This is a genomic window from Ensifer sp. EB106-05-01-XG146, from assembly GCF_058791875.1.
Genome location: NZ_JBYTDX010000001.1, coordinates 1,035,177 through 1,048,075 on the forward strand (window position 1 = coordinate 1,035,177; position 12,899 = coordinate 1,048,075).

General features: G+C 63.3%; 11 protein-coding genes and 3 tRNA genes. 13 read left to right on the forward strand and 1 reads right to left on the reverse strand.

Going from position 1 to position 12,899, the window contains the following annotated elements:
* Positions 1 to 170: 170 nt before the first annotated feature.
* The 3 genes from AC3WVQ_RS04965 (at position 171) to AC3WVQ_RS04975 (ending at position 5,392) form a co-directional block, all read left to right on the forward strand.
* Positions 171 to 1,451 (forward strand): metallophosphoesterase family protein, encoded by a 1,281-nt coding sequence (locus AC3WVQ_RS04965; RefSeq protein ID WP_090294527.1) that lies wholly within the window; start codon positions 171 to 173, stop codon positions 1,449 to 1,451.
* A complete protein-coding gene (locus AC3WVQ_RS04970) occupies positions 1,451 to 4,906 on the forward strand; it encodes an ATP-binding protein (protein ID WP_090294526.1) in 3,456 nt (1,151 codons plus the stop codon). Before AC3WVQ_RS04965 ends, AC3WVQ_RS04970 begins: the two co-directional genes overlap by 1 nt.
* A gap of 87 nt (positions 4,907 to 4,993) precedes the next feature.
* Positions 4,994 to 5,392 (forward strand): (R)-mandelonitrile lyase, encoded by a 399-nt coding sequence (locus AC3WVQ_RS04975; protein WP_034803594.1) that lies wholly within the window; start codon positions 4,994 to 4,996, stop codon positions 5,390 to 5,392.
* 211 nt (positions 5,393 to 5,603) lie between these two features.
* Here the strand turns inward: AC3WVQ_RS04975 and AC3WVQ_RS04980 are convergent.
* Positions 5,604 to 5,679 (reverse strand) — tRNA-Val (locus AC3WVQ_RS04980).
* A gap of 458 nt (positions 5,680 to 6,137) precedes the next feature.
* Here AC3WVQ_RS04980 and AC3WVQ_RS04985 point away from each other — a divergent pair.
* From AC3WVQ_RS04985 to AC3WVQ_RS05030, 10 genes are all read left to right on the forward strand, one after another.
* Positions 6,138 to 6,214, forward strand: a tRNA-Asp gene (locus AC3WVQ_RS04985).
* A gap of 76 nt (positions 6,215 to 6,290) precedes the next feature.
* Positions 6,291 to 6,367 (forward strand) — tRNA-Asp (locus AC3WVQ_RS04990).
* Between the two features lie 299 nt (positions 6,368 to 6,666).
* Entirely contained in the window at positions 6,667 to 7,032 is a 366-nt protein-coding gene (locus AC3WVQ_RS04995) for an NADH-quinone oxidoreductase subunit A (protein ID WP_034803593.1), read from the forward strand.
* Positions 7,023 to 7,601 carry a NuoB/complex I 20 kDa subunit family protein gene (locus tag AC3WVQ_RS05000; RefSeq protein WP_034803591.1) on the forward strand — a complete coding sequence of 193 codons (579 nt, stop codon included), beginning with the start codon at positions 7,023 to 7,025 and terminating at the stop codon, positions 7,599 to 7,601. Before AC3WVQ_RS04995 ends, AC3WVQ_RS05000 begins: the two co-directional genes overlap by 10 nt.
* An 18-nt stretch (positions 7,602 to 7,619) precedes the next feature.
* Complete coding sequence (locus tag AC3WVQ_RS05005) at positions 7,620 to 8,225, forward strand: NADH-quinone oxidoreductase subunit C (protein WP_034803588.1); 606 nt, start codon at positions 7,620 to 7,622, stop codon at positions 8,223 to 8,225.
* Positions 8,226 to 8,282: 57 nt separating this feature from the next.
* The gene (locus tag AC3WVQ_RS05010; RefSeq protein WP_060522193.1) at positions 8,283 to 9,473 is read left to right on the forward strand and encodes an NADH-quinone oxidoreductase subunit D; all 1,191 of its coding nucleotides are present in this window, start codon (positions 8,283 to 8,285) and stop codon (positions 9,471 to 9,473) included.
* Positions 9,473 to 9,730 carry a hypothetical protein gene (locus AC3WVQ_RS05015; protein ID WP_034803583.1) on the forward strand — a complete coding sequence of 86 codons (258 nt, stop codon included), beginning with the start codon at positions 9,473 to 9,475 and terminating at the stop codon, positions 9,728 to 9,730. Before AC3WVQ_RS05010 ends, AC3WVQ_RS05015 begins: the two co-directional genes overlap by 1 nt.
* Before the next feature lie 16 nt (positions 9,731 to 9,746).
* Positions 9,747 to 10,877, forward strand: a complete 1,131-nt coding sequence (locus AC3WVQ_RS05020) for an NADH-quinone oxidoreductase subunit E (protein WP_090294524.1) — start codon at positions 9,747 to 9,749, stop codon at positions 10,875 to 10,877.
* Positions 10,878 to 10,888: 11 nt separating this feature from the next.
* On the forward strand, positions 10,889 to 12,193 hold the full coding sequence (gene nuoF / locus AC3WVQ_RS05025) for an NADH-quinone oxidoreductase subunit NuoF (protein ID WP_057252325.1): 1,305 nt from the start codon (positions 10,889 to 10,891) through the stop codon (positions 12,191 to 12,193).
* A gap of 7 nt (positions 12,194 to 12,200) precedes the next feature.
* The gene (locus tag AC3WVQ_RS05030; protein ID WP_110818450.1) at positions 12,201 to 12,851 is read left to right on the forward strand and encodes a helix-hairpin-helix domain-containing protein; all 651 of its coding nucleotides are present in this window, start codon (positions 12,201 to 12,203) and stop codon (positions 12,849 to 12,851) included.
* Positions 12,852 to 12,899 lie beyond the last annotated feature (48 nt).

The window sequence follows — 12,899 nt, forward strand, 5'->3', positions numbered from 1 at the left end:
CCGCGATGTCTTGAACAGACGATGTTAACAAGCGCCGCCAACCGCATTTGTATTAGCGCCGCCTTTACTTCAGCAGGCTGAAATATGCTTGCCGGTAGCCTGCGCATTTCGCAAGTGGATGACGTGTGACGGCTGATTGACGGGCGGTGGCGGGACGGCCATGGTCGGCCATGCCCTTCCGTTTCGTCCATACCGCAGACCTGCATCTCGATTCGCCTCTCCGCAGCCTCGCCCTTAGAAATGCCGACCTCGCAGAGATCGTGCGCGGGGCGTCGCGGCAGGCTATGGTCAAGATCGTCGATCTCTGCATCGCCGAAGAGGCCGATGCCCTGCTGATTGCCGGCGATCTATATGACGGCAGCCAGACGTCGATGAACACGGCCCTGTTTCTCGGGCGGGAACTGCGCCGGCTGGATGAACACGGCATCCGCGTCTTCATCATCCGCGGCAACCACGACGCCCAGTCGCAGGTCACCAATGAACTGACCCTGCCGCCATCCGCCCACGTCTTCAAGGGTAGGGCAAAGGCGGTGGTCGCCAAGACGCTGGCAAGCGGTCGCGACGTCTATGTGCACGGCGTAAGCTTCGCCAGCCCGCATGCGCCCGAAAGCCTGCTTCCGGCCTTCCAGCCGCCGGTGCCCGGCGCGGTGAACATCGGCATGCTGCACACGAGCCTCGCAGGTGCCGCGGGTCACGATCTCTATGCCCCCTGCAGCGTCGCCGATCTCGTTGCCCATGGCTTCGATTACTGGGCACTCGGCCACATCCACCAGCGGCAGGTCCACGCGGCGGAGCCCTTCATCGTCATGCCGGGTATGCCGCAGGGTCGCGACATCAATGAAGTCGGCGTGAAGAGCGTGTCGTTCGTCACGGTCGACGACGACGGCCATGTCAGTCTTGCCGAGCGGGCGATCGGCATCGCCAGCTTCGAACGCCTTCGTGTCGATCTGACGGGCATCACGGAATGGCGCGACATGCTCGATGCCGTCAGGCAGGCGCTTTCGCGCACCTGTGGTGAAGCGGCGGCAGAGAACGTCATCCTGCGTCTGACGCTCGCCGGCGCGACGCCCTTGGCCTGGCGCCTTCGCCGTGACGCGGACCTGTTGCGGGCGGAGATCGACAACATTGCCGCCGGCATCGCCGGCTGCTGGATCGAGAAGGTCGAACTCACCTGCGGCAACGCCCGGACCGAAAAACCGGGCGCCATGCTCGATCCCGTCGAAGAGCTGGCGGCGCTCGTCGAAGCGGACGTCTTGCCGGCGCACGGGTTTCGCCAGGACGTGCTGGCGGCCGTGGAAGACGTCCTGCAACAGCTTCCGCCCGAGCTTCGCCAATCGCTGGCGCCGGACGAAGAGGCGGTCGCGCGGCTGGCGTTTGAAGCCGGTGTGTCGGGAACCGCCGAGGTGCTCGCCCATCTTCATGGCGGTGGCGCCGGCGAGGGTGGCCACTGATGCGGATCAGCGCGCTCGATCTCGTCCGCTACGGCAAGTTTACCGATCGTCGCCTTGACTTCGGCGATGGCGTGCCCGGCACTCCCGACCTCCACATCGTCTACGGCCCGAACGAGGCTGGAAAATCGACTCTGTTTTCCGGTTTTCTCGACCTACTCTTCGGCATCGAGCATTCGAGCCCCTACGGCTTCCTGCACCCTTACCAGACGATGCGCGTGGGCGGCACGATCGAAGCGGCCGGCCGCAGCGATCGGGTCTTCCGCATCAAGAGAAAGACGAATTCACTGGTCGGCCTCGACGACCAGCCCTTGCCCGACAACACGTTTTCCGGAGCGCTCGGCGCGATCGATCGCGACACCTACCAGATGATGTTCTCGCTGGACGACGAGAGCATCGAGAAGGGCGGCGAGGCGATCCTGAAAAGCGAGGGCGAACTCGGGTCACTGCTGTTTTCGGCGAGCTCGGGCCTGCCGGACAGCACGGCGATCCTTGCGGCCCTGCGCGGGCAGGCCGACGGCTTCTACCGGCCACAGGCGCGCAAGCATCAGCTTGCGGAACTGAAAGGCGAGCTTGAGGCCCTGAGGGTCGAACGCAATGCGCTCGATATCAATGCACGCGAATATGCGGCGCTGCGCAAGACGCTGACGCAGGCGCGTGAACGCCACGACGAAGCGATCACGCGTCGAGCCGAGTTGCGGCTGGCGCGGGCCCGCCTGAAAGCCGAGGTCGAAGCGTTGCCCCATTTCGGCAGGCTTCGCGCCCTCCGTGCGGAACTGGCGGGCGCTCCGCCGCTGCCGGTACCGCCAGCGGAGTGGGCGAGTGAACTGCCGGCGCTTCGGCGCCAGGAGGCGGAGACCGAGATCAGGCTACGACAGATCGACAGCGAGATGCAGCATCGCCGCGATGCGCTCGAGGAAATGCCGCTCGACAAGGAAGGCCTCTGCCTGATCGAGCGCCTGACCGCGCTTCAGGAAACCGCGCTTGATGCGCGTTATGTCACCGCGGCGCGCGACATGCCGTCTCGATTGGAGGATCTGGCGCGGACCGGGGCAGAAATTCTTGGCTGCCTGTTGCGGCTCGGCGAACCGGCCGACCGCGATCCCGCGTCGCTTTTACTTGCGGCCGGGACCGGCGCGCAGCTTCAGGATTTGGCGCGCCGGCACTCGGCCCTCGTCGAGCGTGTCGCTTCGGCGCGCCTGGAGCTGCAGAGCGCCGTCGAAGCGGATCGGGACGCTGAAGGCGATTTGCTGCGGCTCGAAGAGCAGGGGGCAGCGGACGTCTCCGGGCTTGCCGAAAAGCTGTCGCTGTTGCGGCGCAGTGACTTCGTCCTGCGCAAGCAGGCGGCGCAACAGGCCATCGACCGGCTGGATGCGGAACTCGCCGACAAGCTCGTGCTGCTGAGGCCCTTTGCCGGAACAGCCGATGATCTTCTCGCGCTCGACGTTCCGTCGCCGGCAACGCTGGAGACCTGGCACAGGGCGGCTGCCAGCCAGGAGGAGCGGCATTTGCGAGTCGTCGACCGCATCGCTGCCGAGCAGGAGTTGCTGGCGGGGGACGAGGCGCGGCTGGCCGGGCTGTCCGCCGTTGGCGGCACGATGGACGATTTCTCGGCCTCAGCACTGCGTCAGCGCCGCAATGAAGCGTGGCGCCAGCACAAGGCGGAGCTTGCTCTGGAAACGGCCACTGCCTTCGAGCAGGTGATGAGCGAAGACGACGAGGTTTCCGCGCGACGCCTTGCGGACACGGCGCAGCTTGCCGACATGCGCGGCTTGTCGCTGTCGATCGCCGAGCGGCGTGCCCGCATCGCGACGCTGCGTCGGCAGGAGGAGCAATTTCTGGCCGACGCGACGACGCAAGCGCAGGTGTTGGCAACAGCCGTCTTGGCCTGCGGCTTACCTAGCGTGATGCGTCTGACGCAACTGGAGCCTTGGCTGACCACACGGCTTGCGGCGCTGGACCTGCGCGCGCATTTGCGCGCGGCGCGCCAGGATTTCGATCGCGCCCATTCCGAGGAGGCCGAAGCGATTGCCAGCTTGCGCGAGGAGCTTGCGGCTATAGATATCGGCGGACGCCTGCCGGAGCGGCTCGACAACCTTCTCCTTGCCGCCGAGCAGGCGGTGTCGCAGGCGCGTGCGCTGGAGGGCGCCCGCAACGCAGCCCGTGAGGCGGCAAAGCGGGCGCGAACGCTTCTGGAAAGCCGGCAGTCGGCGCTCGATCTGGCTGAAGACGCGATGGACGCGTGGCAAGAACAATGGTCGGAACTTCTTGCCAAAAGCTGGCTGGCCGCGCGGAGCGAACCGCTGACGCCAGAGCAGACCGGTCCGATGCTGGCGATCCTGCAGGAGCTCGATAAGCTGACGCAGCGCAAGGCCGACCTCGAATATCGCATCGCCGGCATGCGCAAGGACCAGGTTGAATTCGACCGCGCCATTGCCGAGCTTGCCTGCGGGACGGCCGCTGATGACACACTGACGACCTACATGACGTTGAAGACGCGCGCCGCCGAGGCGCAGCGGCTTTCGGATCGCCGCGCAACCTTCCTCGCCGAAATCGCCCGCCTGGAGGAAGAGCGGCGTGTCGCCTGTGCGAAGCGGGAGCTCCATGTGGCGCGCAGGCGGCAGGTGCTTGAATTCTTCGACTGCGAAACGCTCGATGAGGCCGCGCAGCTATTCGAGGCCGGCCGGGAACAGCAGCGCCTGCGTGAACGCATCGCCGAATCGGAGGCGGATCTTGCCTCCCGCCTTGATGTCGCCGAGAGCACGCAGGCGGAGGCTTTGCTCGCGGAACTCGATGACACGGCGGTGCGGCTGGAGCTGGCACGGCTGGATGCCGCACTCGAACAAAGCGACCGCGACGTCAGTGAACTGCATACGGAGATGCGGGAAAGAGAAAAGGCGCTCGCGGCTGTCGAAGGCGGCGACACGGTCGCAGAACTCGAACAGAAGCGGCGGACGTTGCTGCTCGACATCGAAAACAAGGCGCTTGCCTATCTGCGGCTTCGCGCCGGCGTCATCGCCGCCGAGACCGCGCTCCGGCTTTTCCGCGAGCGGCATCGCAGCGCAATGATGCGGCGCGCGTCGGAGACCTTCAGCCGGATCAGCGGCGGAGAATATTCCGGCCTGTCGGCGCAGTCCGACCGGGGACAGGAGTTCCTGATCGCCAATGCGTCGGCCGGCGGGTCGAAGCTTGCCAAGGATCTCTCCAAGGGCACGCGCTTTCAGCTCTATCTGGCGCTCAGAATCGCCGGCTATCACGAAATCGCAGCCGCGCGCGAATCGCTGCCCTTCATCGCCGACGACATCATGGAGACCTTCGACGACGGCCGCGCCGGCCGCGCCTTCGAGCAGATGGCAGAAATGGCCCGCGTCGGCCAGGTGATCTATCTGACGCACCACGAGCATCTTTGCGAGATCGCCCGTGAGGCCTGTCCGACTGTGACAATCCACAGGTTATGATAGGCTCGCGGGCGAGGTTGGGCCTGTCCGCCGTAGCGCACTTTCGCTGACGACGAGCGCCACACACGAAAATCGGAGGAACGAGATATGGACATCATACCCGGTGGATCGAGACCTTCGATGCGCGCCCCGGCGGAATACTTCACTGGCACGGTACGCCAGGACCCGGTGATCGAGGCCGCAGACCCGGCGCGCGTCCGCGCTGTCAGCGTCACCTTCGAACCCGGCGCTCGGACGGCCTGGCATACGCACCCGCTCGGCCAGACCCTGGTTGTCACCGCCGGCCGTGGTCTCGTGCAAAGCTGGGGTGGCCCTGTGCAAGAGATTCGTATGGGCGATGTCGTCTGGTTCCCGCCGGGCGAAAAGCACTGGCACGGTGCAGCACCCGATACGGCCATGGTGCATCTTGCGATTCAGGAAGCGCTCGACGGCAAGGCTGTGGATTGGCTGGAGCATGTCAGCGACGAGCAGTATCGCGGCGGGTAGCGCCGGTGGGCCTATCGATACGTTGGGATTTGGCGGGTTTGCTGCTCCGGCGAGGCTGACGGTGCGGGTATCGCGATCGAGGCCGTCGAATCCCTGATTCCCGACTGTTGACGGCTGAGCTCTAAAGCCAAAGCAATTCGAAGCGGCAGGCCTATCGCAAACGCGAACAGCAATTTGAGCAGATTTGGTGATTATTTTCTGTGGGAGAAAATGGTGGGCGATGAGAGACTCGAACTCCCGACATCCTCGGTGTAAACGAGGCGCTCTACCAACTGAGCTAATCGCCCTTCCGCGTTTGGACCGGATCAGTCCGCCGCGTCGGTGGCCGTGATCTAGGCGTAACCGAAAAAAACCGCAAGAGCATTTGTATCGTTTTTATGATTTTTTTTGTTGGCGCTTGCGCGACACCCTGAAACTGCGGGCTTCGTGCTTGTGGACAAAATGCGCGGACGGCGCCTCGGTAACGGCGAACGGGGGAGGGAGGGGAGGCAATCCGGAATCAGCCTCCGTGTACGCGCATCGACGAGTGCGTGTTGGGATAGGTGACGGCGGGCCGGTGGCGGCAGGCGCTATTGGTCCATTCCGATTTCGATCCTTTTATCGCCCTGTGGATCAATTTTCACTCCGTCACGGATTTGTCTTCAAACACGCTTGACACCCCAATCCGAACCGCTTAGTTAGCCGCTCATCGAACGGCGCTGCTGCTCGATGCGGGGCGGAAACGCCTCAACCAAGTCAAGATGATGCGGGTGTAGCTCAGTCGGTTAGAGTGCCGGCCTGTCACGCCGGAGGTCGCGGGTTCGAGCCCCGTCACTCGCGCCACTCTTGATCTGGATTTGCCTAGGCGTTCTCAACGAGGGCCGATGGTGATACTAATGATCGTTCGCGGTCATCATGCGCGGGTGTAGCTCAGTCGGTTAGAGTGCCGGCCTGTCACGCCGGAGGTCGCGGGTTCGAGCCCCGTCACTCGCGCCATTTCTTCTCTCCGTCCTTCCTGTGAATTGCGCCGGCCCTAGGGCCGGATTGTGCGCTGCGGCAATCTGTCTCGTCTCGCTTTGTTTTACCGTAAAGTTCGCGTCGGCCTGCGAATCCGCGCTTTGTCGGTATCACCCGTCCGATCCTGTGTTGCGAAGCGGTTTAAATGGCCCCTCAAGGCTTGCGCGACGGCGCGGGCTGCGCTAACCACTCCGGCGTTGCAACATATTTTTCGGCCTGCGAGATTTGTTGTTCTGGCGCTCTCCCATGCGCCCTCCCGCAGGCAGGGACGGATAACAATGACTGAACTTCTCGGTTCCTACGTTCCGATCGCGATTTTCATTGGAATCGCATTGGTGATCGGTGTGGCGCTTCTGATTGCTCCCTTCGCCGTCGCCTTCAAGGCTCCTGATTCGGAAAAGCTGTCGGCCTACGAGTGCGGCTTCAATGCGTTCGATGACGCCCGCATGAAGTTCGACATCCGCTTCTATCTCGTGTCGATCCTCTTCATCATCTTCGACCTCGAAGTTGCCTTCCTCTTTCCTTGGGCGGTTTCGTTCCATGAATTGGGCTGGTTCGGCTTCTGGTCAATGATGGTCTTCCTCGGAGTGCTGACGATCGGCTTTATCTATGAATGGAAGAAGGGAGCGCTGGAATGGAACTGACCTCCGGCACCACGCTCGTTGCGCCCAAGCCGAAAGGGATCATCGATCCCTCCACCGGCAAGCCGATTGGCAGCAATGATGCATTCTTCGGCGAGATCAACAATGAGCTCGCCGACAAGGGTTTTCTGGTCACCTCGACCGACGAGCTCATCAATTGGGCCCGTACCGGTTCGCTGATGTGGATGACCTTCGGTCTCGCCTGCTGCGCGGTCGAAATGATGCAGATGTCCATGCCGCGCTACGACGCCGAACGCTTCGGTTTTGCGCCGCGCGCCTCGCCGCGCCAGTCCGACGTCATGATCGTCGCTGGCACGCTGACCAACAAGATGGCGCCTGCGCTCCGCAAGGTCTATGACCAGATGCCGGAGCCGCGTTACGTCATCTCGATGGGTTCGTGCGCCAATGGCGGCGGCTACTACCACTATTCCTATTCGGTTGTTCGCGGTTGCGACCGCGTCGTTCCCGTCGACATCTACGTGCCAGGCTGTCCTCCCACGGCAGAAGCGCTGCTTTATGGCGTGCTCCTGCTGCAGAAGAAGATCCGCCGGACCGGCACGATCGAGCGCTAAGGGCAGGGGGTCTTTGATATGAGTGAAGCCCTGAATGAGCTTGCGTCCTACCTGCGCGAAACGCGCGGTGCGCTGATCTCCGACGCATCGCTGGCCTATGGCGAGCTGACGCTGACGACGACGTCGGCGAACCTGATCGCGCTGCTTACGTTCCTTCGTGACGATGTGCAGTGCGCCTTCGTCAATTTCGTCGATGTCTGCGGCGTCGACTGGCCGCAGCGGCCGGACCGTTTCGACGTTGTCTATCATCTCTTGTCGCCGCGCCAGAACCTGCGCGTGCGCGTCAAGGTCGCAACCGGCGAGAACGAGCCGGTTCCGTCGGCAACGCCGGTCTATCCCGGTGCCGACTGGTTCGAGCGCGAAGCCTACGATATGTACGGCATCCTGTTTACCGGCCATCCTGACCTGCGTCGCATCCTGACGGACTACGGTTTCGAAGGACATCCGCTGCGCAAGGACTTCCCGGTCACCGGTTTTGTCGAGGTGCGTTACGATGACGAAGCAAAGCGCGTCGTCTACGAACCCGTCGAACTGAAGCAGGAATTCCGCAACTTCGACTTCCTCTCTCCCTGGGAAGGCACGGACTACGTGCTGCCCGGCGACGAGAAGGCGAAAGCACGGTGAGACTAAGTGGTCCGCGGTAGCCGGTGAACGGCTGCCGTCCGACCTGGAGCAATCGGTATGACCGAACATAACGTCCGCAACTTCAACATCAACTTTGGTCCGCAGCATCCGGCGGCGCACGGCGTTCTTCGTCTGGTGCTCGAGCTTGATGGCGAAATCGTCGAGCGCGTCGATCCGCATATCGGCCTGCTGCATCGCGGTACCGAAAAGCTGATCGAGACCAAGACCTACCTGCAGGCCGTGCCCTATTTCGACCGCCTCGACTATGTGGCGCCGATGAACCAGGAGCATGCCTACGCGCTGGCGATCGAGAAGCTGACGGCGACCGAAGTTCCGATCCGCGGCCAGCTCATCCGCGTCCTCTATTCGGAAATCGGCCGCATCCTCTCGCATCTTCTGAACGTCACGACGCAGGCCATGGACGTCGGCGCGCTGACGCCGCCGCTCTGGGGCTTTGAAGAGCGCGAAAAGCTGATGGTGTTCTACGAGCGTGCCTGCGGCGCGCGCATGCACTCGGCCTACTTCCGTCCGGGCGGCGTCCACCAGGACCTCCCGCACGAACTCGTCGAAGACATCGGCAAGTGGATCGATCCGTTCCTGAAGACCGTCGACGACATCGACGAACTCTTGACCGGCAACCGCATCTTCAAGCAGCGCAACGTCGACATCGGCGTCGTCAAGCTCGACGATGCCTGGGCCTGGGGCTTCTCGGGCGTGATGGTGCGTGGCTCGGGCGCTGCCTGGGACCTGCGTCGTTCGCAGCCCTATGAGTGCTATTCGGATCTCGAGTTCGATATCCCGATCGGCAAGAACGGCGACTGCTTCGACCGTTATCTGATCCGTATGATCGAAATGCGCCAGTCGGCCCGCATCATGCGCCAGTGCGTCGATCGCCTGCTCGGCGATGCCAAGGTCGGCCCGGTTTCGTCGCTCGACGGCAAGATCGTTCCGCCGAAGCGCGGCGAGATGAAGCGTTCGATGGAAGCGCTCATCCACCACTTCAAGCTCTATACCGAAGGCTACCACGTGCCGGCCGGCGAAGTTTACGCCGCCGTCGAAGCGCCGAAGGGCGAATTCGGCGTCTATCTCGTCTCCGACGGCACCAACAAGCCCTATCGCTGCAAGATCCGTGCCCCAGGTTATGCGCATCTGCAGGCGATGGATTTCCTCTGTCGGGGACACCAGCTTGCCGACGTTTCGGCCGTGCTGGGCTCCCTCGATATCGTGTTCGGTGAGGTGGACCGCTGATGCGTCTCGCGCCCCTGGCCACGCTCGCTCTTCTCGCGCTTGCATCGACCGTTTCTGCACAGGAGCAGGTCGAAAGCGGCGCGACGTCGGGCGGCATGCGCGGGGGCTCGATGGCCGATCTCGTTGCCAAGGGCTACGAGATCAAGGCCGCGGTCGCCAATGGCACGCGCTACATCGTATTTTTGCAGAAAGACCAGTCAGCCTATGCCTGTGAGTTCGTCTCGGTGACGAAATCGCGGTGCGGTTCGATTAACTGATAAGGTGTCCACTAGAATGTCCGTTCGTCGACTAGCCGAAGACACCGTCCAGCCAGCGAGCTTTGCCTTCAGCAAGGAGAACGCCGCCTGGGCGAAGGAAACGATCAATAAGTACCCCAAGGGTCGTGAGCAGTCTGCCGTCATCCCGTTGTTGATGCGCGCTCAGGACCAGGACGGCTGGGTCACGAAGGCCGCCATCGAGTCGATCGCGGACATGCTCGGCATGCCGTACATCCGCGCGCTCGAAGTTGCGACCTTCTACACCCAGTTCCAGTTGAAGCCGGTCGGCACGCGCGCCCACATTCAGGTTTGCGGTACGACGCCCTGCATGCTGCGTGGCGCCGAAGACCTGATCAAGGTTTGCAAGAGCAAGATTGCCCATGATCCCTTCACCCTGAACGAGAGTGGCACGCTTTCCTGGGAAGAAGTCGAATGTCAGGGCGCCTGCGTCAACGCGCCGATGGTCATGATCTTCAAGGACACCTTCGAAGACCTGACGCCCGAGCAGCTCGAGCAGATCATCGACCGTTTCGAAGCAGGCAAGGGTGCTGAAGTCACCCCCGGTCCGCAGATCGATCGCATCTATTCGGCTCCGGAAGGCGGCCCGACGACCCTCATGCTTGGGGATGCTGCTCCGGCCAAGGCTGCGGCCAGCGCCGCCAAGAAGGTGAGCGATGCTCCGGCCGTCTCCGTGCCGCCGTCGAATGCCGGCCGCGCCAAGACCGCGTCGGCCGTGACCGACGCATCGCTGAAGACCCCGGCGACGGCAAAGGCGGAAGCCGCTGCCAACGCCAAGGTCGAAGGCGACACTGTCGACAAGTCGAAGCCGGCCAAGGCTGCTGCCGTTTCCGTCAAGCCGTCGCTGGAGGACAAGAACCGTCCGGCCGGCATCGAGAAGCCGGCAGCGACCGACGACCTCAAGCTGATCTCGGGCGTCGGTCCGAAGATCGAGGGTACGCTCAACGAACTGGGCATCTACACCTACGCGCAAGTTGCTTCGTGGAAGAAGGCGGAGCGCGAGTGGGTCGACGGATACCTGAATTTCAAGGGCCGCATCGAACGCGACGACTGGGTCAAGCAGGCCAAGGCGCTCGCCAAGGGCGGCGAAGCCGAATACATCAAGGTCTTCGGCAAGAAGCCGCGGTAAAGAGGTGAATTATGCTCAGAGATGAAGACCGCATCTTTACCAATATCTACGGCCTCAAGGACAAGTCCCTGAAGGGCGCCATGGCGCGCGGCCACTGGGACGGCACCAAGCAGCTGCTCGAAAAGGGCCGTGACTGGATCGTCAACGAAGTGAAGGCTTCCGGCCTTCGCGGTCGTGGCGGCGCCGGCTTCCCGACGGGCCTCAAGTGGTCCTTCATGCCGAAGGAAAGCGACGGCCGTCCGCATTACCTCGTCGTCAATGCCGACGAGTCCGAGCCCGGCACCTGCAAGGACCGTGACATCATGCGTCACGATCCGCATACGCTGATCGAAGGCTGCGTCATCGCCAGCTTCGCCATGGGTGCCCATGTCGCCTACATCTACGTCCGCGGCGAATTCGTCCGCGAGCGCGAGGCGCTGCAGGCGGCGATCGACGAGTGCTACGCCTATGGCCTGCTCGGCAAGAACAACAAGCTCGGCTACGACATCGACATCTACGTGCACCATGGTGCCGGCGCCTACATCTGTGGCGAAGAGACGGCGCTGCTCGAAAGCCTTGAAGGCAAGAAGGGCCAGCCGCGCCTGAAGCCACCGTTCCCGGCCAACATGGGCCTCTACGGCTGCCCGACGACCGTCAACAACGTCGAGTCGATCGCGGTAACCCCGACGATCCTGCGCCGCGGCGCCGGCTGGTACACGAGTTTCGGTCGCCCGAACAACCACGGCACCAAGCTCTATTCGGTATCCGGTCACGTCAACCGCCCGTGCACGGTCGAAGACGCGATGTCGATCCCGTTCCATGAGCTGATCGAAAAGCACTGTGGCGGCATTCGCGGCGGCTGGGACAACCTGCTCGCCGTCATTCCCGGCGGTTCGTCCGTTCCTTGCGTGCCCGGCGCGCAGATGAAGGACGCGATCATGGATTTCGACGGTCTGCGCGAGGTCGGTTCCAGTCTTGGAACCGCCGCCGTCATCGTGATGGACAGGTCGACCGACATCATCAAGGCGATCTGGCGTCTCTCGGCCTTCTACAAGCACGAGAGCTGCGGTCAGTGCACGCCGTGCCGCGAAGGCACCGGCTGGATGATGCGCGTCATGGAACGCATGGTTCAGGGCCGCGCCCAGAAGCGCGAAATCGACATGCTGTTCGACGTCACCAAGCAGGTGGAAGGCCACACGATCTGCGCGCTCGGCGACGCAGCTGCCTGGCCGATCCAGGGTCTGATCAAGCATTTCCGTCCGGAAATGGAAAAGCGCATCGACGAATATACGCGCAATGCGTCGTCGCATGGCGCGGTTCTGGAAGCGGCGGAGTAACCCGACGATGGCCGGCGCACGCGAAGAGGGACAGATGAAGGGACAGGCCGAAGCAGCCATTCCGTTCGCACGTCCGCTTGGCGGCGATCCGGCCGACCCGTTCGGCATGGGCGAATGGATGAAGGGCCTTTCACAGGTGCCGCTGCATCCGCTGATGGTTCACCCGGCAGCCGCAGTTGCAGCAGCGACCGCGATCGGCTTCGGTCTCACGACCCAGATTGCAGGCGCCATGATCGGCGCGATGCAAGGGGCCGTCGAGGCGGCGCAGAAGCGGGCAGAGCCCGCATCGTCTGACACGACGACTGCCGTTGTCGCAAAGACGGTGCAGGCCGACGCAAAGCCGGAACCGGTCGCCAAGCCGTCCGCACCTGCCAAGCGCGCAGCCGCAAAGCCGGTGGTCGAGAAGGTTGCCGCTCAAAAGGTGGTCAAGGTTCGCGCGACGCGCGCCAAGGCGAAAGCCACCGACGACCTCAAGCGGATCTCCGGCATCGGCCCGAAGCTCGAGCAGGTGCTGAACGCGAAGGGCATCAGCGGCTTTGCCGACATCGCCGGTTGGAGCGAGGCGGATGTCGCCCGCTTCGACGACGAACTCGGTTTCGGCGGGCGGATCAAGCGGGACGATTGGGTTGGACAGGCCAAGGCGCTGAAAGGCGCTTGAGACAACAGGGCGGGGACCGGGGACGGCCATCGCCCGCAAGCAGCAAGG